Below are 20,014 nucleotides of genomic sequence, written 5' to 3' on the forward strand. Positions count from 1 at the left end.
GTAGCGTTTACACGCAATACATTACGCGACTTCGTGTCGCACTTCGCCTTCGGGATCATTGATAATAATATCATCGTCCGTCACCAGAAACGCATTGGCAATTTCACGCTTTGCCGAGAAACTTTTACCGGAGCCGGGAGTACCAAGAATCAAGCCATTCGGGTTTTTCAGCTTCTTGCGATCCACCATAATCAGGTTGTTGGACAGAGCATTCAGACCGTAGTACAGCGATTCTTTTCCGCTCTGGTACAATTCCTGCGTGGTAAAGGGGATGAAGATAGCCGTGCTGCTGGTGGTCAGTCCCCGCTGAATTTCGATCTGGCAGTCTGCCAGCGGCAGGCTGCTCATCAGACCCTGCTCCTGCTGGAAGTCCAGTCGGCACAGGTTGCAGTTGTGCTTCTGGGCAATACTGGATGCCTGAAAAACATTGTTTTCCAGTTCCTGTTCAGTCCTGCCGGTGTTCAGCACCAAAAAAGTGACGAGGAACATCCGCTCGTTCTGGCTCTGCAATTCTTTCAGCAGAGCCTTGGCATCCCTGCCGTAGGTCGCCAAATCCGACGGAATGATGTCAATATCATACCCGGCACGGATAGCTTTTTTCTGCTCCTCGATCTTGCTGCGGTCCAGTTCCGTGATGGTGCGCTTCACCGTCTTGATGGCACGGTTCTGGTCAACGGACTGGATGTGCATGGTAACGATCTGGCTGGAATCCATGTCCAGAAAATCCTTCAAAAGCTGGTCGCTGATGTCGGATGCCGTGATGCTCAGAAAGCTGACGGCGCAGAAGATACCGCCCATTTGGAAGGTGCGGCTGTTCTTGAAGGCAAAGGCGGTGGGCGCAATGGCATCCTTCGCGGAAAGCCCGCTTTTCACAAGGTCTTTCCAGTCAAAGTGAAACTTGGATGCGCCATCCATGTTGAACATATCATGCATGAGCTTCAGCCGCTGGACACCGTTCAGGGATTTTGCCTGCACCCCCAGCCGGTGGAAGTTATTCAGCAGGTCATTCTGGATGTGGTCGAGCCGGGGCTTGACCTGTGCCATGCTCTCGCCCTCCACACCAAAGGTGATGAATTTGGTCTTGGTCAGACCATTATTGCCCTTGGCAAGCTGCTGGCGCAGCATCTGGCTGTACTCCGCACGAACATCATCGAAACCGTCCTTCTGGAACGGAATGCGGATGCTCTTTTCAAACTCGGTGCTGTCGGTTGCCATGTTCACAAAGGACAATTCAAACTTAATGCTGGAATCGAAGAAGTTCAGAAAACTGCACCATTCCTCGAAAATGGCGGTCTTGTCCTCCTGCTGCGCCAACTGATAATTGATGTCCTGATACTGGATGGTGCGGGTGTAGTAGTTTGCTTTCACCCGGCAGGTGCCATCCTCAAACATCCGCTGCATGGGGATGGACTGCTGGGCGGTCCGGGGCACGGCGGGTTTCTGCGGTTTTTTCTTGCCGTCCTTACCGGTCTTTTTCCAAAACGGAATCATAGGTTGCGCCTCCCTTCATCAAAATCGCATAGTAGTTGTTGGTCTTGTAGGGGCGGATCTTCGGGCGGACAAACCGGGACTGCACATAGTACGACAGCAGCTTTTCCATGGGCTGACCGTTTTTCTCGTACATCCCAAGGAAGAACGCCGGCAGCATCACCGCCATCATACCGAGGGTGGCAGCAGTGTTGCCGCCGGAATCCCGGAGAACAAAAAACAGCGGCACTCCAATGAGAGCCGCTGTGCCAAAGCAGACAAGCTGCCGTTTGGTCAGGTTGAACGCGACCTTCGATTTCACTTTCGTCAGGTCACGGGGAACTGAAATATACGCAGCCAATAAAGCACCTCCTTTAGTGCGCTCCGAGGACGGATTTCGTCACCGAGCTGGTCTTGAACAGGCTGAAACAGAGCAGAACGGTGTAGCCCACAATGCTCCAAATGGAGTTGATGGCATCCCCGGAAATCGCTACGCTTTGGATCAGCACCGCATAAATGGCAACACAAATCAAGATCAGGAAGCCCTGAAAACCCAGTGCAAACAGGCATTTCAGGTAGTTCTGCCCCATGTGGCTCTGCTCGTGGTTGCCGAAGGTCGCCATGGAGATGGGCGCAAGGCTCACCATGCAGTAAATTTCAATCATTCTTCCGTAGACGATGACGAAAATAACGATGGACAGGATGCGCATGGTGATGCCAATGAAGAAGGACTGCAAAAACAGCCCGAACAGGGGACCAACGTCCATCTGCATCAGGCTGGATTGCAGCATGGACAAGCCAATGTCGTTGACACGGGTATTTCCGGCAATGATGCTGCTGGAATCGGATACCACCTTTTGGGTGACATCGAACACCGCCATCACGATGTCAAAAGTATTGCTGATGAGCCACACCGAAATAGCAGTCTTAAAAATCCAGCGCATGATGAGGGCAGGCTCAAACTGTGCCATATTGTTGTGCTGGGTAATCATCTCGATCAGTTCGTAACAGGCGATAAAGGTCAGGATGATGCCTGCAATGGGCAGCACCACGTTCCGGGACAGCGATTCGATCATGGCGAACACCCGTGGCTCAAAGCTGGAGGGCTTGGTGCCCACCTGCTGTGCGATGTTGCCCACTTGGGTGTTCACATCATCAAACAAGCCGGAGAGATTGGACATAATGCCTGCCGTCAGGATGCCTTTGATCCAGTCGGCAATGGCTTTGAGAACGGTTTCCATTCAGTCACCGTCCTTAGCTGAAATGGTTGATAAGGGTCTTGAGGAGATTCAGGAGAAAAATAATGTGGGTCAAAAACTGCATAATAGCACCGCCTTTCATGGATGGGTGGATAAAAACGCGGCTTGGAGCACGGACATTTAATAAAACTGCAAGCTGCAGAGGGCTTTCCGCTGCTGCTCAAGCCGCCGTATGGAACAATGCCCTCATTTCATCTATCATTTTTGATTGATGAATGATAGATGAAATGATATGAGCAAACACAAAAAGTGTTCGACGGAAACAAAAAAGCCGACTGCTTTTCGGCAATCGGCAAATCATAATCAAAGCTATATAGCTGTTTTTATAAGTCGGCGAACAGGAACCTTATGATAAACATCAAGGATGCGTTTTTCTCCATTTCGCCAAAAGGGGTTCATATAATAACAATCGCATTCTTTACAATACCAAATGTATTCAGCTTCTCCGTTGATCTCTAATGTGAATGCCTTCATTTTTAGAAGCGGATGCCACGGGCAATGTTTCTGAAGCTTTTCTTTTTGACGATCAGCTTTGCAAAGTCCAAAAAGCTTACCACATTTTAGAGGGGGCGGATTAAACTTAAAACGACTATCAATGGGATTTTCTATATAATCATTGAAGTTTGATAATCCAAGTTGATTGAGAGGTCTATAATGAAGCCCTGCATTATGTTGATTTTTTGCCATTATAACAATCCTTTCTCAAGCAAGCATTTTGCCCTCCAGATAGGAGCAGCGGAGATAATCAGGATTGGTGTAGTATACGTTGGAATTGAAATCGGAGATCTCATCCGTGATAAACGACGAAAAAACATCCAGAATTGCCTGTGCAGCATCTTCATCTTTCATGGTGGACAGCACCAGCCCCTGATACAGCATTCCGATGGAGGTTGCAGAAGGGACCGTATAGCGGCACTCCGCAGCAGTATCAAAATCCCCATCCGGGATGTTGAGATCTTCAATCAGCTCATCTGAAACCTGCTCAAAGGACAGACAGTGGTTTACTTCTGCCAGCCGGAGCTGCCGTTCGATGCCGGCTTTTGTGAAGTGACGAATCACATCCTGCCGATGATTTTTGGTCTTACGGGCGATGGTCTCGATCAGGCTGCAAACGTAGAGAACATCATTTTTCTGCTTTTCGGTCATGGATGGATTCACTCCTCTCAAAGGTCAGGCAGTGCAAAGCGTTTACGGTATGAAAGCTGATCTGGTGTGTTGGATGCTTGAACTTCGCCAATGCCCAAAATGCTTCACGGCTGATCTGCCCGGACGTAAATCCATTGACATAGTCCCAGATGGTGTCATCTGCCATGGGACCCTCCACAATATCATAGGGATGGGTTTCGCCTGCACGACATTTTGCAATGAAATCCAGCCATTCGTCCGACATTTCAGGGAAACGCAGGATTTTCAGGTCAGGATTCTCTACATAGCGATAGACGTTCACAATACCATCGGCAGAACGGCGGTCTGCCCAGCGGTAGGCTTGTTGATAGCTGTTCGTGCAGTAGAATCCCCAAGAAAAGTCCTTTGTATACCGTGTGATGCGGATTTCGGGATAGACAACTTCTTCTTTACTGCCATGATACAATAAAATCTCGCTCATCTGATTCACCTTCTGTATGTGAGATCGTTACTATGGCTTTCCTTATTATAAATATGTACCGGGCGGCAATCGCCGCCCGCTGTTCTTAACCGAACAGACCGCTCAGCAGGGGAATCAGGGTAATGCCCACCAGAGCAACGCCGCCGCCAGCCATGAGCTGCTTCATGCCCTGACTCTTGCTGCCGGGGTTGTCGTTACCATAACCTTCCAGCAGGTTGATGGCACCCCAAACGCCGAGACCGGCACCCAGAGCGACAACCAGAGTCTGAAGAACTTCGATAGCAGAGTTGAAGAATTCCATAGTCTTTTCTCCTTTATTATAAAGCGTTTCCGGTCGTTTGTACACACCCGAAATCTTGTAGTTTTACGTTGCATAACCGCAGCAAGGCTGATTTTCTGGTGCACCTTTCTGACCGGGATAAAAATAAAACCGCCTACCGGGTCAGGCAGACGGGAGCGAATCAGCATCCACCACGATGAACTCATCTCCGGGTTGGATTTTTTCTTTGCGGTTCAGATATTTTTCAATATCGAAGGTGTTTTTGGGGTCGTAGTCCGAGGTCAGCTTGTAGTTAGGGTGCTGGGTCAGGTCGTACTTGTCGCTCAAAAACGGTCTGACGCCACGCAACTGCAAAATACACTTGCCGCCGTCCAGCACCGCCAGCTCGTCCCGGCTCAACAATTCGTGGCCCATCTTTTGGAACGTAGTGCCGTAACTGGGGCTATTGCCACGGGTGTCTGAGGTGTTGAAGGCGTCGATGGTCTCCTTGCCCAGCATCTCGGACAAGTCTTTCAGGGTGGTCGGCTCACTGCCGCCGAGGAAAATCTGGCTGTCCATGTTGCCCACAATGGTATCCGCGTTATCCTTGTAAATGGCTTTCAACTGGCTTCTCGCCTGCAAAACAAGGCAGGCGGAGATCTCACGGCTGCGGATGGTGGCCACCAGCTTTTCCAGATTGGGAATCTGCCCGATGTTGGCGCACTCGTCGATGAGACACCGTACATGAACGGGCAGCTTGCCGCCGTATACATCATCTGCCTTGTCGCACAGCAGATTGAAAAGCTGGGTGTAGACCATGCTGATGAGGAAGTTGAAGGTGCTGTCCGTATCGCTCATGATGAGGAACAATGCCGTTTTCTTATCGCCCAGCGTGTCCAGTTGCAGCTCATCGTACATAGTGAGGTCACGCAGCTCTTGGATGTCGAAGGGGGCTAATCTGGCACCACAGGAAATGAGGATGGATTTTGCGGTCTTGCCGGCAGCCAGCTTGTAAAGTTTGTACTGCCGCCCGGCAAAGGAATTGGGCTTCTTTTTCGCCAGTTCTTCAAACAGCAGATCCACCGGGTTCTGATATTCCTCGTCATCCTCCAGCACCTGCATGGTGTTGAGCATTTCCAGCAGGGTGGCGAAATTTTGCTCCTCCACCGGGGCTTCATAATGCAGATAGGCGATCAGGGCAGTGAGCAAAAGACGTTCGCTTTTCTCCCAAAATGGGTCCCCACCGGACCCTTCGCCTTTGGTGTTGGTCATCAGGGTTGTGACCAGTTTGAGAATGTCCTTTTCGCTGTGGACATAGGCGAAGGGGTTATAGTGCATGGACTTTTTGAAGTTGATGGTGTTCAGGATTTTCAGCTTGTAACCGTTTTTCAGAAGTGCGTTCCCGCACTCGACCACGATACTACCTTTCGGGTCAGTGACCACATAGGAACTATGACATTGTAAAAGGTTGGGTTTAAGCCAAAATCTCGTCTTGCCGCTGCCGGAGCCTCCCACCACCAGCACATTTTTGTTCCGGGCGTTTTTGGGGTCCGGTGGGCGGTTGGACATCATCAGCCGTTCCGTTTTGGTCAGGATGATGTTGTCTGCAAACTTGGGTGCCATGAACGGCTCAATATCCTTGGCGGTGCCCCACCGGGCAGAGCCGTACTCCATGCCGTGGCGGTACTTCTTGGCGTTTTTTCCACGCAAATAGACCGCCAGCCGTAACCCTGCACCGCAGCACAAGCCCACCAGCAAATCGAGCGGATGCAAGCTGGGCAGCGGGTTCGCAAACGCCACCGGAACGGTGCCCATCATCGCCATGATCTTATCCCCCAGCTCTTTGCCCTCGGCAAGCCGCCACGCTTCGCCAATGTTGGTTGCCACCAGCCCCAGCAAAATATAGGGCAGATACAGTGCCAGCAGCTTTGTCAGCTTTTTCGTGGTCACAGTCCACGCTCCTGTTCCTTATGCCGGACTTTGCCGGGGAGTTCTGCCGCCGCCTGCACCAGTTCATGCAGTTTTGCCAGCACCGAGGGGCGTTTGTCTTTGTTCAGCAGAGATGCCGAATACTCTTTGAACGCCGAGTTGAAGGCTTCTGCATCCGGGGCTTTGAAAAAGACCAGATACCGGGGCGGCACTTCGGAGGTGTCCTTGCGGATGGCATAGTCGATGCCGTACTTTTTGGCGTAGCGTTCCAGCCCACGGATGCCGGTCTTGCTAATCTCCACGCTGGACACACCATGGTTTTGCCGCAACAGGGTGCGGACACTTTGTTTGCCTTGAGATGCCTTGGACTGGTACAGCCGAAACGCCGCCTTTACTGCCCGCAGGACAGTCCGGGCAGACAGCTTTGTGGTGGAGATCATAATGTTGAATGACTTCTGTTCGATTTCTTCCTGCAATGCCATCACCTCCCGTGCAGCAGGGTGATTTTAGCGGTCATGCTCTGCCGGGGGCTTGGTGCGGGGCTTTTCTGCGGGAGGTTCATCAGGCACCGGCAGCACCAACAGACGGTTGCCTAGCTTCAGAAAGGCTTCCGGCTGATGGAAAAGCTGCTCGTACTTCTGTGCCAGTTCTGGGGTCAGGGATGCAAAATCCTCCTCGCCCAATCCCACCACTAGAAAGTCTCCGGCAATGGCATCATACATTTCTCCGTTTTCATCCCGAAGAGCACGGTTCAGGGGCAGACCCATGAGCTTACCATCGTCATTGCAGATGATAGCCACTGGGTCTGCAAAGGGGTAAACAGCAGCAATCGTGCCGCCCACCGCCTCCTGCAAGGCTTTCAGGTTGTTGTCAATCTCGACCTGCTGCGGATACTGTCCCGGTGCAATTTTCAGCACCGACAAGGTGTTCTCGTTCTGTTCCATTATCGTCCTCCTCGAATTTGATAGAGATCTCCTGCCAGGCATGGGCGGCGTTCAACAGAGCTGCCACGAAGAAGCCGAAAAAAGCGCCGGCTTCAAAAAATGCGAAACCGATAAAAAAGTTCAGCATGGCACACCTCACTCCATGCAGATGCAGGGCAGCTTCTGGTCGTCTGCCATCAGGGTGATGCTGTGGCTTGCCAGATACTTCTGGAACAAGTAGACTTCATCGATGGTCAGCGAGATGACCTCGCCGTCCATGTTGGTGCGAACAAGAATCACCGGGCCGGTCAGGTAGTGCTTTCCGCCCATCTTCAGCACCTGCGCCGGGTTGTAGCAGAGCAGCAGCGAGGTGTTGGGAAGGTTCAGGCAGGCATCATCCTCCTCAAAGCAGGGCAGGATGCCGGGAGCCTCGTCCAGCGTGATGATGGTCAGCTCCATATCCGGGGCAATGGCAGCGAGATAGACTTCACCAGGCTTTTTTCTGCCGTTCAGAATCGTGTAGATGCGAGTATCAATGGTGACTTTCTCGGAACGGATGTGAGTGGTAGTAAAGTTCATAGACGTTTCCTCCAAAATTTTTGCAAAATAAAAGACCCGGAACTGGGTCTTTTGGTTCAGTCTGCGATCAGCGCGCTTCTTCCTGCTTCTTCTGTTTTGCCTGTTGCTTTTTTAGTTGCCACTGGTCGAGCAGCTTGATGATGATGCTTTCCATCTGCCGGGGCGTGTAATTGCGTGGAAAGTATTTCCGCAGGGTTTCGTTTTTGATGGTCACGGTGTCCAGTTCGCTTTTCTTTTCCTCATTCATAATGTTGTAGACTGCATCATAGTCAAACTCACCCTGCTGCGCCAGCTTTTTTATCCGAATGGCTTGTGAAAGAGATGGTGCGTTCTGGGAAGCATCCATTGCTTCTAAAAAATCCTGTTGCTGTTTTTCGTCCAGATAGGACAGTTCTACCGCAGGGTTAAAAGAGATTTTTTTCTCGTCCACCATGTCGAGCAATTCAGGGACAAGGTTCGTCAGACGCACAAAACGCTGGACTCGATTGCGACTTTCGCCTGAATCTTTTGCTACTTTTTCATCGGCTCTCAACTTCGTCCCAACTTGGGACGAAGTTAAATCTGACCTAGCACCTTGATTTTTTATTGCATCCAGCTTCATCTTGTACGCAAATGCCCGCTCGCTGGGCAGGATGTGTTCTCTCTGCAAATTGGAATCGACCATCAATATCGTGGCGGCATCATCCTCCATATTTCGCACAATGACAGGCACGGTGTCCAGATTTGCAAGCTCTGCGGCGTGTTTCCGACGATGCCCGGAGATGATCTCATAGCCGCCCTCTGGTCTGGGGCGGGCAATCAGCGGCGCAAGCACACCGAACTGCGAAATGCTTTCCACCGTCCGGGTCATGGAATCATCGTCCAGAACTTTGAACGGGTGGTTTTTGAACGGGAAAAGTTCGCTGACGGGAATCTGTTGTACCTGCTCCCGCTGTTCTTCCTGCCGGGACTCTTCGGTCGAAAAAATATCATCGAGACCTTTCAGTGCTACGTTTAAGCCGCTTTTCGGCATCCACCAACACCTCCTTCGCAAGAGATTGATAGGCTTCTGCCACCTTGCTCTTGGGGTCATACTGGAAAATGCTCTTGCCGGCGGCACTGGTTTCAGCAGCACGAACAGACCGGGGAATGGTCTGGTCGAACGCCTTGATTTTACTACCGTATGCCTGACGAATCAAAGTGTCGATCTGCTTTCCATAGTTGGTGCGGCTGTCCGTCATGGTGAGCAGGATGCCCTCGATTTTCAGCTTCGGATTGATTTTCTGCCGGTGTACCTTACAGATTGTCTGCAAAAGCTGCTCCAGACCTTTGGCAGAAAGATATTGAGCCTGTACGGGTATCAAAGCAGTGTCTGCCGCCGCCAGTGCATTGATGGTGAGCATCCCCAGCGAGGGCATACAGTCCAGCAGGATATAATCGTACTCCCGTTTTGCTCCGTCCAACACCTGTTTGATCATCTTTTCCCGGTTCATGCAGTTGACGAGAGACACTTCCAGCCCTGCCAGTTCGATGTTAGCAGGGATCAGGTCAACGCCCTCTGCATGGTGCAGGATGCCTTCACCGGGCGGAATACTCTGATCGTCCATGGCTTTTGCCATCAGGGTGGAAAGGGTGGTGGGCAGTTCATCGGGCTGCTGCCAGCCCATGCTGATGGTCAAGCTGCCCTGCGGGTCAGCGTCCACCAGTAGGACTTTTTTGCCCTCCATCGCCAGCCCGATGCCCAGATTTTCACAGGTGGTGGTCTTGCCGGTGCCGCCTTTCTGGTTGACGATGGCTATTGTGGTTGCTTTCTTTGAAATTTTCATCACCTCCGCATCGCTAAGTCGTGGTTGGTTTGGTTCTGGTAGGAAAGTTGCATCGTGGTGGGTGCGTTGTACAGAGAAGCGAGCAGGTATTGTTTCATGTTTCGGATCGGACTGCTGTTCTCTGCAAGGCACTTCAGCACAAAGCGGATGTGGTCGGCGTTCAACTTCATAAACCGACTGCATACCACCTCGGCGGGCTTATCGTCCCCAGCAATGTGCAGCAGCTTACGGTTGGTAGCGCAGGTGTCCACCAGCAAGTCTACGATCTGGTAGATAATGTCCTCGTCATCCGGGCAGAGCCGGAGCAAAAGGTCTATCTCCAAAGACTGAGAAAAATATTCTTCCAGTTGGGTGCGTTTGCTCATCCCATCCGCTTCTTCAGAATAGAATGGATCAGTCTCACTCATTTCAGTATCATTCTCTTTAGTCTTATTACATCGTGATTTTGAAGGGTCTTGACTTGCGTTTTTGAAGCCTCCAGAATCGTGAAAATCACGATTTTGGAATATTGATTTTGACGATTCTGCCGAAAAGTTCTTCACATACACCAAACTTGGCTTTCCCAGACCTCTGCGTTTTCGTTCAATCAGACCAAACTTTTCGAGTTCCCGGAGCAGCTTGGTCGCTTTGTTGTCTGCGCAACACAACGCCCTCTTGACATCCTCTATCGTGAAGATAATGAACACCCGGTTCTGCTCGTCCAGCCAGCCGTTTTTCACAGACAGGCTCATGCGGTCCAGCAGGATGCCGTACAGGGTTTTTGCATCGGTGGACAGACTCTGGAACCGTGGCTCCTGAAAAAGAGCCTTGGGAATGCGGTAGAACGAAAACAGTTCTCCGGCTTGTCCGTAAAAGTAGTCAAGGGTCATGTGGCTTTTTCAACGTTTTGCTCCAGCTTGTGTTCAAAAAATCAACCGCCTTTCGTTTGAAAATAAAAAGCGCACTCTTTTCTTATTGAAAAGTGGTGCGCTATGTAATATAATGGCTATATAATTTAGCTATCCAAAAGATAGTCGATGAGATATTCTTTCGGAATCATGAAAGATCGTCCGACTTTCAGGCAGCGAATTCTATGTTGATGGATTCTTCTGATGATGGCAGTCTGGCTTTTGAAACCGAGTAAAGTTGTTGCTTCTTCGACAGACAGCACATCAGGATAGTTCACAAATAATTTTTTATAATACTCTTTTGCTTGATTTTGATTCATTATCCTTGACTTTCCTTTCGTTTTGTGCCTAAGCAGAGGAGCGTTTTGCCCTGCATCCCTCCTGAACATCCCTCCAATTTCCATTTGGGCGGTCCAAACCGAAAAAACAGAGTAGAGGAAAAACGCATCGAAAAATCGTGGATATTTCAAATTATTGTTCGTTGAGGCGTGAATTTTGCCTTTGCACAGTGGGAACCAGATATCACTAGATATCACTGGATGACACCAGATGGAAGATGAGGATAAAAACTCAAAATCGCTCGGGAAACCATGTGGGTTCGAGTCCCACCATCGGCATCAATGAAGCAGTTCAAGCTATTTTTGGCTTTTGGACTGCTTTATTTTTTTACTAGGGCTCATACTTTCGTGTTCTCCGGGAAAATATTGACGATAGCATTTGCCGAAGATACCTTACTGGAGAAGTCCAGATGGGTATAAATATTGCTGGTGGTGCTGATATCACTGTGACCAAGCCACTCCTGAATTTCTTTCAGGCTTACGCCATTGGCGTAAAGCAGGCTGGCGCAGCTATGGCGCAGATCGTGGAAACGGATGCGCTTCATCTGATGTGCTACCAGAAAATCCGGGAAATGTTGGCTCAGAAAGTCGGGGCGAATACGCCGCCCCATAGGGTTCACATAAATATAGTCGAGATAGTCCGTGCAGTAGTCTTTGCCACAGACCTTCCGGTTCAACTCCTGCTCCTTTTTCATCTTATTGAGCATTTGCTCACAGGCAGGAATAAGGGGAAGTGTCCGACAACTGGACTTCGTTTTGGTTCTATCACGAGCGACTTCGGTCATAACACCATCAACCTTTGTGGAAACGACTGTATGCTGGATACTGATTGTTTTGTTCTCAAAATCGATTGCGTCCCATTTCAGACCAACAATCTCACTGCGGCGCAGTCCATAGAACGCAGCCATGATGACACCAAATTCTGATGGATCACCCTGAATCACTTTGAAAAGCTGCTCCAGCTCCTCCGCCTTATAGACCTCCGACTTGAACTTTTCCTTACGAGGACGTTCAACGCGGTCTGCCGGGTTGGAACGGATCATACCGATCTGAAAGGCATACTGTAAGCATTTGCGGATGTTGGCATGATAGTGAATAACGGTGTTTGCCGTAACGCCACGATCCAGCTCATGCTGATAGAAGTCTTGGATGTACTTCGGATGCTGCTCAAGATCTTGCAGGGTATAATTGAATGGCTTGAAATAAGGAATGATCCTGCGTGTAATTACGATTTCATAGTTTGCATAGGTCGTGATTGCTACACGCGACTTCATCATTTTCAACCAATCCATAAAGAAATCGGTGAAAAGTACCGGGGAATTATCAAGGCATGGGTCAACCTCTTTGATGGGGTTGACTTTCAGCCAGTTGCTGTCAATTGCGTACTGAAAGGCATCGGATAGTTCCTTGTGCCAATCCAGAAGCTGCTGAACCGTTGCTTCCTCCTGCTGGCGTTCATAGCGGAAAAACGTTTCCAGATCGCGCGGAGCGAGAGCTTTCAGGGACAACTGCTTCTTTTCAAAGTAAGGCATGATAACTTTACCCATGTCATAAGCATATCTGCCGTAAGTTTCGGGAGGAAGGCTCATTACACTTTCCCGAAGCCAGCGGGTGAAATACTCCGATACAGGAAGGTCGCAGACCTGCTGCATCGTTTCCGGGTTGAACTCCTTTTGTGTTTGACGCAACAGGGATTCAGCCCGCTTTTTGTTTCCCTTGACGGGAAGGCCAGTGCTGATTGATTTGGTTCTGCGCTTTCCGGTCGTGTCCTTCCAGCTTAGAATCATCTGATATGTACCGTTTTGTTCTCTCAGGTGTCCAGCTACATTTATCATATTAAGGCTCCTTTCTGCCTGTAGCTAAACGCCGCTCTCTTAGGCACCCATAGTTTAGAATAAACGAGGATGCTTTGCAAGGATGGCGCAAGGGATTTTAGGACGCGCATCCCTCCTGATGGTCAAGTTTGATTGACCAGATACTCTACAACGCAGAGTTTCGGGATTTTGTAACTGCGCCCCACACGAGCAGAGCGAATCTTGTTTTCCTTAACAAGCAGATAAGCATTCTTGCGGCAGATGCCCAGCATTTCCTGAAGAATCTCAACCGATACGACATCAGGATATTTTTTGAACATGGTCAGATATTTCTCTGTCTGACGAGTATGTTCGTCCTGCTGAATCAACGTGCAGGATGCAATTTCACTCATCGTAGTTCGCTCCATTTCAGTTCAATATGTTCATTATGTTTATAAGGCACAAGAAGATACTATATGTAATATATGGGCGGCATTTATACAGATGCCGCCCATATTGCCAAGGGGATATGCTTGATTTTAGAACTTCATCGGCAGAGCGTCCTTGCGACCTTTGCCGTTGTAGGCCATGTAGATGGGGAAAACGTATTTCTTCCATCCGGGCAGCTTGGCGGGATTATCTCTGCCGACACGGTAGATCTCCATAGGATGGACGCTGCCCAGCGCACGGACGAGCCGTTCTTCGCTGAACTCACCATGATACAGTTCCACGAAGTGCATCACGCCCCGCAGGACAGATGCACGGAACGAATCGGGCTTACCGTCCCACGCAGCCACGATCAGCCGCAGGGATTCGCAGTAGATCTTCTCGCCCATCTGGTTGTACAGCTTGAGAGCGGTGCCCACGCAGCTGATACGGTAGTCGCTCAGCTGCAGGCTGTCATAATTGAACGCCAGACCCACCCGGTTGGTGGCTGCGAGAAACGCTTTGGACGGAGCATCGCCGCCCACGACCTTGGCGCGCAGCTTGATGCCCGCCGTCAGGGGTGCGGAGTGGCCGTTCTGCTCAGCAAAGAACAGGGCTTCCTGCTCCATCGTCAAGCCGGTGTAGACCTTGCAGAGAATCGGCAAATCCTTGCCGCCATTGCGGAGAATGCGCCCCTCGATGGTGTGCTGACCGTCCACCACATAATATCTGCCGTTGCGGAAGCTGACTTTCGGCTCGTTGGCGATATACTCGTTAAAGTCGGTGGCAATCAGTTCCACCTGACTGCGATGTACTCGCCGCTGATAGACCTCACGAGGATAGATCAGCTTACTACTGTGAATCACCATCATCTGGTAAGGCGGGGTGATATTGAAAGAAGCGGCAAAATTGTTCGTGTCGTTTTTCAGGCGCATCGCATTTCCTCCTTGATTCGCCAAATGTATTTTTCGGCTTCGGTCAAAATCTCAGCCACCTGCTTCTTACGCTTCGGGCTGGTGAGCAGGCTGGGATTAAAGGTGAAGCTGTATTCGAGCCGCTGGATCATGGCATGAACAGCGGATTGCAGTTCGGTGTATAACATCATTTCTTCGACCGTCCCTGCGTCCTCAAAATCGGATTTGATGGGCGTGTAGGGATAGACAGGCGGCTTTCCATCAACCGTTTCAGGCGGCGCGTAAGCTGCTGTGGAGCGGATGATTGGTTTCAGCTTCTGGATGCTCCCCATCGGGTTCAGGGCAAGGCTGATCTTCACAGCATCATCGACCCGGCTCATTTCTTCCGGGGTGAGGTGTCCTGCAAAATTCTGGACACGGCTCTTGTCAATGGTGAAGATCTGCTCAGCTTGAACGATGGAAGGCTCCAGCTTTTCCGGTTCCACCAGACAATGGGTCGGCTGCGCAGCTTTCTTTTCTGTCTTACTTGTCAAAGTCGCAACGATCAAAGTCGGTGAATAGGTATTGCCCACATCGTTTTGCAGGATGACCGCAGGGCGGGTTCCGCTTTGCTCGGAACCTGTGCTGCTGTCCAGTCGAATGAAATAGATGTCTCCGCGTTGGAATTTTAAAGTTGATTCCAATTGCGAAACCTCCGTTTGGATATGTAAGAAGCCCGCTGTACCTCCTAGGCAGCGGGCTTCTGTTAAAATATGAAAGCGGTTTTATTTATACGGTACGAATCACCTCCCCGGTGATTGGAATGAAGCACCCGCATCAGCGGTGCATGACAACGTAATCGTGACCGCGCCGGGTCTGGCAGACGGTGCATACATCCATGCTCTTGTCTGCGCTCGGCACAAGAGCGATTTTGAAAGCCTTAGCCTCTACGAAATGCCGCAGACAGGTCGCACAGAGGGTTCGGATGGACTTGATCATTTCCGGGGTCAGTTCCATCTCCTCGTATATCTCCTGTTCGCGCACCGTAGGATTCAACTCATCCATTTGAGTAGTCCTCCGTGTTTGAAAAAGTGAATGGCGGATAAATATGTAAAAGAACAGGAGTGACCGAAGACCAAAAACAGCATTCGGCCGCTCCTGATAAAATATGTTAAGGTCTCGCATATTCGCCCTCGGCTCCCTGCGAGTGGGGAATCATTCGGCAGCGGACTTGTACCGCTTCATTGGCATTTCAGCCACCCCGCCTACATTCTGACCGGGCCGCGAATTACGGAAGTATCATTATCGAAGTACCGAACAACTGAACTCTTCAATTTTCAAGGTTCGTGAGTGTGGACATTTTGCCAGCAGTGGGAGCCGCTTTTGAAATTGTCCCCTCACTTGGTAGGCATCGAAAATGGTCATTCTACACCCTGAAAATAAAAGTTCTTCAAAAATTTAGTGATTTTCAAAATTCGCTTGCTTATATTTTGCTGTGCAATGCGATATGCTTTCGATAATTCAACAGTGTTATAACCTTCATAAACATACAAGGTTAAAATTTCCAAGTCCTCATCGTTCAGGTTTTCGAGAGCAAAGAGTAATTTTTCATCTTCAATCCCTCCAATCCATGTAAAGCGGCTCTTAGTTTCGTGGTAGTGTTCGGTAATGGAAATGGCTTCCTTATACTTGTTCATAAGGGGCGAATAGGATTCTTCGCCCTGCTCAAAGGAAGGGGCAGCAATCTCCTGCGTATGGTTCTGGTAAGAACGCGCAGCATTGAAAACAGACCAGTCATACTCATACATTGCCTGAATTGCTTCGCTGCTCATGCCAGCGTCCTCATACTGTTTGCGAATGATAGTCCACTGACGGTCAAAGTTCTTTTTTTCCAGGCCATAGTTGAAGCCCATGTTAAACCTCCAAATTTTCGATAAAACGTGAAAAGTCGAAAATTCGAAGTTGCTAGGGATACCGTGCGGCCAGTTCCAGCCACGAAAAACGGGCAAAAAGAAACATGAAGTGTCCTTTCCGCCGGATGCGGAGGTTGAGGACACTTCACTGCAGGACAGTTTGCGGGCTTTTCTTGGCAACAAAAAAGAGATGCACTAAAGAAAAGGGTACCGACACTGTTTTCCATCCGAAGATGGAAAGCGGTATAAGTATCCTCAGCCCTTAATGCATCTCAGGCATTCGATATTTTTTGTGTGAGTTTTGATAGCAAATAAATAAGCTGCAACTCACTTCAAGAGCTGCAGCTTACCGTCATAAGATATTTTTAATGTGAATATTGCTCGGTTCTTTGCAGAACCTAAATATCCAATCTATACAGATTTTCACCTTTGTCACCTCTTTTTGGGTTGCCCGTGTTTAGCAAGTAATCTTGAGATCACTTCAAGTCACTCTTGTGGTGATTTATCAAACTACCGGAACGAATTAGAATGAATATGAGGTGAGCTTTGATGAACAATCCACTGGATGAGTTTGGTGCAAAAGTTCGTGCAGAGCGAGAAGCCAGAGGTCTGACCCAGAAGCAGCTTGCCGAAAAATTGGGCATGAGTCACCGCACTGTTATGCAGGCGGAGATCTGCCGCAGCAATCCAAAGATGGAAACGGTCATTCTTCTGGCAAAGGAACTGAACATCAGTTTGGATGCACTCGTGTTCCCAGAAACGGCAACGCCGAATGCAGTGCCAAAGTGTGTTTATGACTTCTTTCGCGGAAAGACAGAGAGCGAAGCCGAAAAGCTGATCGACATCTGTCGGCGAATCGACGAACTGAATCATGCAAAGTAAGGCATCGGATGCTGTGAGCATCTGGTGTCTTTCTTTTTGCAAAGAAAAAAGCAGCGAAACATGACGTTTCGCTGCTCTTGGCGTATCATCATGTGAATTAGGAAAAACTCTCCCCATTTTCAGGTAGATGATACCAAATGAATTCTTCGATATGGTTTAGTCTTGCATAAGGTTTGCCCAAGAAAATTCTTACGGTTCAAATTTATAGCCGATGCCACGGATGCTCTTAATCAGGTCTGCAACATCCGAGAAATGTTTCAGTTTCTTTTTAAGGTTGCTGATATGGCTGGACAGTGCATTACGAGAGTAAAAAGCAGAATCGTTATGCCAGATGGCATCCATCATCATTTCATGCGTGAATACCTGCTTCTGGTTCAGCAGAAGCAATGCCAGAATATCAAACTCTTTTTCCGTCAGGTCAACAGCCACGCCATCAATGCTCACCGAACGCTGTTCAAGGCAGATTTGCAGATTTTTGACCTTGATCACAGTGGATTTGTGTTCGCATTGCAACGGACATTCTTCGGGAATGCGCACTTCGCTCTCCGTAGGCTGCACATAGTTACAAATTATATCAGGAGAAGTAACAATGATTGGAATCGTCTGGATTTTCTGCAGCGTTTCAATCTGTTCCTCTGAAACCGCCCTTGTACAGATCGCAACACAGATATAATTCCTGTTGCTGAGCATACAAACTGCGTGATCAAAATCATCTGTGCAGTCCAGTTCCAGTCCAAGCTGTTTCCAAATGCCGATTTTGGCGATGGTGGCCGTACTTTGTGTATATCCAATTCCCAATACATGAGATGCCATTTGCTTTTAACCTCCGGGTTCTTTTGATAATGCTGCTATTTTAGGAGATTCACCGCCCTTCAAATTAAATACTTTTAGATAAATAATCTTTTATAAGTATAAACGCTACCACCGTCACCGTCAATTTTAATAAGTTTGCATTTTATCAAATATTGCAGAAAGGTTATATGGAACAAACTTAATATTTACATTATTGAATCTATGATTGCGAGGTTGGCATACGGAACCGTAAACGCTATACAGACCTCTTGACAAAATCCAGCAGAAGAATAAAATAAATGCAGTTATTGATAAATTGATTTATCGAAAGAAGTGACAGAACAATGCCTGCAAAGAAACAGGTGACAAAAGAAATGATCCTTGGTGCAGCCCTCCGGGTGCTGATGGAAGGCGGAACGGAAGCTGTCAATGTAAAAAGCCTTGCCGCAGAACTGGGATGCTCTACCCAGCCGATTTATCTGTCGTTTGACAATATGGATGCACTGCGCAAAGAACTGATTCCAACAGCAGTGAACAAGTTTGTCGAACTGATGCAGAAAGAGTGCGGTTCAACACGGGTGCATCTGTACGGCATCGAGTACATTTGTCTTGCCAGGCAGCAGCCGGAACTGTTCCGGTTCTTATTCATGAGGTCACAGGCATTTGCCGAAATGAAACAGGTGCTTTTGCCCATAATTGACCGTACCATAGACGAACTGATGGAGCAGTACCATCTTGACCGAGCCGCCGCCGATGAACTGCACGACCAGCTTTGGATGCACACCCATGGTATCGCAGCCATGATTGCGACAGACTACTGCGATTGGGATATGAGCAAGGCTCAGCGGATGCTGAACCGCTGCCAGAAAGCTCTTGTGAGGGAATACGAGGCGTAAAAATGTTTTCCAACAAGGATTTAAGAAATCTGATCTTTCCACTGTTCATTGAACAGTTTCTTCTGATGTTCGTGGGAATCGCGGACACTTTTGTGGTCAGCTTTTCCAGCGAAGCGGATGTTTCGGGCGTATCGCTGGTGACGTCCTTTAACACGGTGATGATTTTCCTGTTTACGGCTCTTTCGGCGGGCGGTGCGGTCATTATCAGCCAGTATATCGGCTGTGACGATAAAAAGATGGCGTCCAGAGCTGCCGGTCAGCTGCTGACGATTTCCTGCCTGATTTCAGCGACCTTGACCATACTCATCCTGTGTTTCCGCAAGCCGCTCCTGCGGCTTCTGTTCGGGCAGATCGAGCCGGATGTCATGGCGGCTTGCGAATCCTATCTGTTTATCACCACACTGTCGCTTCCAGCCTTGGCGGTTTATGATGCTGGTGCCGCCCTCTGCCGCAGCATTGGTAAGACCAATGTGACCATGTATATCTCCCTTGTGACCAATATCATCAATGTGGTGGGCAACTGCGTGGGTGTGTTCGGACTGCATCTAGGAGCGGCTGGTGTGGCTTGGCCATCGCTCATTTCTCGCACCCTTTCAGCGGTAGCCGTTACCGCTTTCTGCTTTCAGAAGACAAACGCTGTGCAGTATCACGGCCCGGATATTCTGGCATGGGATGGCGGTACGCAGAAGAAAATCATGGGGATTGCACTGCCCAACGGTCTGGAAAACGGGGTGCATCAATTGGTCAAGGTAGCCCTTTCCAGCATGGTTGCATTGTTCGGCACCTACCAGATCGCAGCAAACGGTGTGGCGCAAAGTATCTGGTCGCTAGCATCTATTATGGGGCTGGCAATGGCTCCCGTGTATACCACGGTCATTGGGCAGTGTATGGGCGCACGGGATATTGATGCCGCCAATTTTTATTTCAAAAAGCTGAATCGTATCACGCTGGTACTGTCGATTTTGTGGAACGCCTTTGTGTTCGCCCTGACACCGCTCATCGTGCGGTATTCGGCTATTTCGCCGGAGGCAAAGTCGCTGGTCATCTGGCTGGTACTTATCAACAACATCTTTAACGGTCTTGCCTATCCTTTTGCCGGGAGCTTAGGCAATGGCCTGCGCGCAGCAGGTGATGTCACCTTTACGATGGTCGTTTCCATTTCGTTGACGATTGGCGCACGGCTGCTTTTCTCGGCCCTGTTTGGTCTGTATTTCGGCTGGGGTGTTATCGGAGTTGCCATAGGTATGAGCATGGATCTTGTATTCCGCGGTGCGATTTTCATTTGGCGTTATAAATCTCAGAAGTGGACAAGGTTTCAGTTGATATAAGCTATTTCTATCCGAGTGCATCTACGAGAAATCCCATGT

At 49.4% G+C, this 20,014-nt stretch carries 25 protein-coding genes and 1 pseudogene; 3 read left to right on the forward strand and 23 right to left on the reverse strand.

Going from position 1 to position 20,014, the window contains the following annotated elements; genetic code table 11:
- Window positions 1–48: 48 nt before the first annotated feature.
- The 22 genes and pseudogenes from DWV57_RS13255 to DWV57_RS13360 form a co-directional block, all read right to left on the reverse strand.
- Window positions 49–1,491, reverse strand: a pseudogene (locus DWV57_RS13255) (conjugal transfer protein TraE); the annotation flags it as partial.
- Window positions 1,463–1,828: a PrgI family protein gene (locus tag DWV57_RS13260; RefSeq protein WP_112146658.1), complete on the reverse strand. Its 366-nt coding sequence runs from the start codon at window positions 1,826–1,828 to the stop codon at window positions 1,463–1,465. The pseudogene DWV57_RS13255 and the gene DWV57_RS13260, both read right to left, overlap by 29 nt.
- A 13-nt stretch (window positions 1,829–1,841) precedes the next feature.
- A complete protein-coding gene (locus DWV57_RS13265) occupies window positions 1,842–2,708 on the reverse strand; it encodes a VirB6/TrbL-like conjugal transfer protein, CD1112 family (protein ID WP_120021020.1) in 867 nt (288 codons plus the stop codon).
- Window positions 2,709–3,035: 327 nt separating this feature from the next.
- Complete coding sequence (locus DWV57_RS14355; RefSeq protein ID WP_133303651.1) at window positions 3,036–3,413, reverse strand: hypothetical protein; 378 nt, start codon at window positions 3,411–3,413, stop codon at window positions 3,036–3,038.
- 15 nt (window positions 3,414–3,428) lie between these two features.
- Window positions 3,429–3,872, reverse strand: coding sequence for a hypothetical protein (locus DWV57_RS13275; protein WP_015565208.1), 444 nt, complete (start codon window positions 3,870–3,872; stop codon window positions 3,429–3,431).
- A complete protein-coding gene (locus DWV57_RS13280) occupies window positions 3,850–4,332 on the reverse strand; it encodes a DUF3990 domain-containing protein (RefSeq protein WP_117477590.1) in 483 nt (160 codons plus the stop codon). The genes DWV57_RS13275 and DWV57_RS13280 overlap by 23 nt, the downstream gene beginning before the upstream one ends.
- An 85-nt stretch (window positions 4,333–4,417) precedes the next feature.
- Complete coding sequence (locus DWV57_RS13285) at window positions 4,418–4,633, reverse strand: Maff2 family mobile element protein (protein WP_055186938.1); 216 nt, start codon at window positions 4,631–4,633, stop codon at window positions 4,418–4,420.
- A 141-nt stretch (window positions 4,634–4,774) separates the two neighbouring features.
- Window positions 4,775–6,541, reverse strand: a complete 1,767-nt coding sequence (locus DWV57_RS13290; protein WP_117506354.1) for a VirD4-like conjugal transfer protein, CD1115 family — start codon at window positions 6,539–6,541, stop codon at window positions 4,775–4,777.
- A complete protein-coding gene (locus DWV57_RS13295; protein ID WP_120021021.1) occupies window positions 6,538–7,002 on the reverse strand; it encodes a PcfB family protein in 465 nt (154 codons plus the stop codon). Before DWV57_RS13295 ends, DWV57_RS13290 begins: the two co-directional genes overlap by 4 nt.
- Before the next feature lie 24 nt (window positions 7,003–7,026).
- Complete coding sequence (locus DWV57_RS13300; protein WP_097839637.1) at window positions 7,027–7,464, reverse strand: DUF3846 domain-containing protein; 438 nt, start codon at window positions 7,462–7,464, stop codon at window positions 7,027–7,029.
- Entirely contained in the window at window positions 7,391–7,591 is a 201-nt protein-coding gene (locus DWV57_RS13305; RefSeq protein ID WP_117536130.1) for a hypothetical protein, read from the reverse strand. The genes DWV57_RS13300 and DWV57_RS13305 overlap by 74 nt, the downstream gene beginning before the upstream one ends.
- Before the next feature lie 8 nt (window positions 7,592–7,599).
- Complete coding sequence (locus DWV57_RS13310; protein ID WP_097839639.1) at window positions 7,600–8,022, reverse strand: hypothetical protein; 423 nt, start codon at window positions 8,020–8,022, stop codon at window positions 7,600–7,602.
- 67 nt (window positions 8,023–8,089) lie between these two features.
- Entirely contained in the window at window positions 8,090–9,034 is a 945-nt protein-coding gene (locus DWV57_RS13315; RefSeq protein ID WP_120021022.1) for a ParB/RepB/Spo0J family partition protein, read from the reverse strand.
- Window positions 8,991–9,827 (reverse strand): ParA family protein, encoded by an 837-nt coding sequence (locus DWV57_RS13320; protein ID WP_120021023.1) that lies wholly within the window; start codon window positions 9,825–9,827, stop codon window positions 8,991–8,993. Before DWV57_RS13320 ends, DWV57_RS13315 begins: the two co-directional genes overlap by 44 nt.
- A complete protein-coding gene (locus DWV57_RS13325) occupies window positions 9,827–10,696 on the reverse strand; it encodes a DUF6017 domain-containing protein (RefSeq protein ID WP_120021024.1) in 870 nt (289 codons plus the stop codon). The genes DWV57_RS13320 and DWV57_RS13325 overlap by 1 nt, the downstream gene beginning before the upstream one ends.
- 125 nt (window positions 10,697–10,821) lie before the next feature.
- Window positions 10,822–11,250 (reverse strand): helix-turn-helix domain-containing protein, encoded by a 429-nt coding sequence (locus DWV57_RS13330; RefSeq protein WP_133303652.1) that lies wholly within the window; start codon window positions 11,248–11,250, stop codon window positions 10,822–10,824.
- A 140-nt stretch (window positions 11,251–11,390) separates the two neighbouring features.
- On the reverse strand, window positions 11,391–12,887 hold the full coding sequence (locus DWV57_RS13335; RefSeq protein ID WP_120021026.1) for a site-specific integrase: 1,497 nt from the start codon (window positions 12,885–12,887) through the stop codon (window positions 11,391–11,393).
- Between the two features lie 122 nt (window positions 12,888–13,009).
- Entirely contained in the window at window positions 13,010–13,258 is a 249-nt protein-coding gene (locus tag DWV57_RS13340; protein ID WP_120021027.1) for a helix-turn-helix domain-containing protein, read from the reverse strand.
- Between the two features lie 126 nt (window positions 13,259–13,384).
- Window positions 13,385–14,206, reverse strand: a complete 822-nt coding sequence (locus tag DWV57_RS13345; RefSeq protein ID WP_120021028.1) for a DUF6551 family protein — start codon at window positions 14,204–14,206, stop codon at window positions 13,385–13,387.
- The gene (locus DWV57_RS13350; RefSeq protein ID WP_120021029.1) at window positions 14,197–14,868 is read right to left on the reverse strand and encodes a type II toxin-antitoxin system PemK/MazF family toxin; all 672 of its coding nucleotides are present in this window, start codon (window positions 14,866–14,868) and stop codon (window positions 14,197–14,199) included. The genes DWV57_RS13345 and DWV57_RS13350 overlap by 10 nt, the downstream gene beginning before the upstream one ends.
- Before the next feature lie 133 nt (window positions 14,869–15,001).
- Entirely contained in the window at window positions 15,002–15,229 is a 228-nt protein-coding gene (locus tag DWV57_RS13355; RefSeq protein ID WP_015565159.1) for a hypothetical protein, read from the reverse strand.
- A 356-nt stretch (window positions 15,230–15,585) separates the two neighbouring features.
- Window positions 15,586–16,077: a sigma-70 family RNA polymerase sigma factor gene (locus DWV57_RS13360; RefSeq protein ID WP_120021030.1), complete on the reverse strand. Its 492-nt coding sequence runs from the start codon at window positions 16,075–16,077 to the stop codon at window positions 15,586–15,588.
- A gap of 549 nt (window positions 16,078–16,626) precedes the next feature.
- On the opposite strand from DWV57_RS13360, the gene DWV57_RS13365 reads away from it, so the two are divergent.
- Window positions 16,627–16,959, forward strand: a complete 333-nt coding sequence (locus DWV57_RS13365) for a helix-turn-helix transcriptional regulator (protein WP_120021031.1) — start codon at window positions 16,627–16,629, stop codon at window positions 16,957–16,959.
- A 189-nt stretch (window positions 16,960–17,148) separates the two neighbouring features.
- Here DWV57_RS13365 and DWV57_RS13370 read toward each other — a convergent pair whose 3' ends face one another.
- On the reverse strand, window positions 17,149–17,772 hold the full coding sequence (locus DWV57_RS13370) for a response regulator transcription factor (protein ID WP_120021032.1): 624 nt from the start codon (window positions 17,770–17,772) through the stop codon (window positions 17,149–17,151).
- A 323-nt stretch (window positions 17,773–18,095) separates the two neighbouring features.
- On the opposite strand from DWV57_RS13370, the gene DWV57_RS13375 reads away from it, so the two are divergent.
- A complete protein-coding gene (locus DWV57_RS13375; RefSeq protein WP_120021033.1) occupies window positions 18,096–18,647 on the forward strand; it encodes a helix-turn-helix domain-containing protein in 552 nt (183 codons plus the stop codon).
- 2 nt (window positions 18,648–18,649) lie between these two features.
- Complete coding sequence (locus DWV57_RS13380; RefSeq protein WP_120021034.1) at window positions 18,650–19,975, forward strand: MATE family efflux transporter; 1,326 nt, start codon at window positions 18,650–18,652, stop codon at window positions 19,973–19,975.
- Window positions 19,976–20,014: the final 39 nt, after the last annotated feature.

Origin of the sequence: Faecalibacterium sp. AF10-46, from assembly GCF_003604105.1 — a bacterium.
In the GTDB taxonomy this organism is placed as follows: domain Bacteria; phylum Bacillota; class Clostridia; order Oscillospirales; family Ruminococcaceae; genus Faecalibacterium; species Faecalibacterium taiwanense.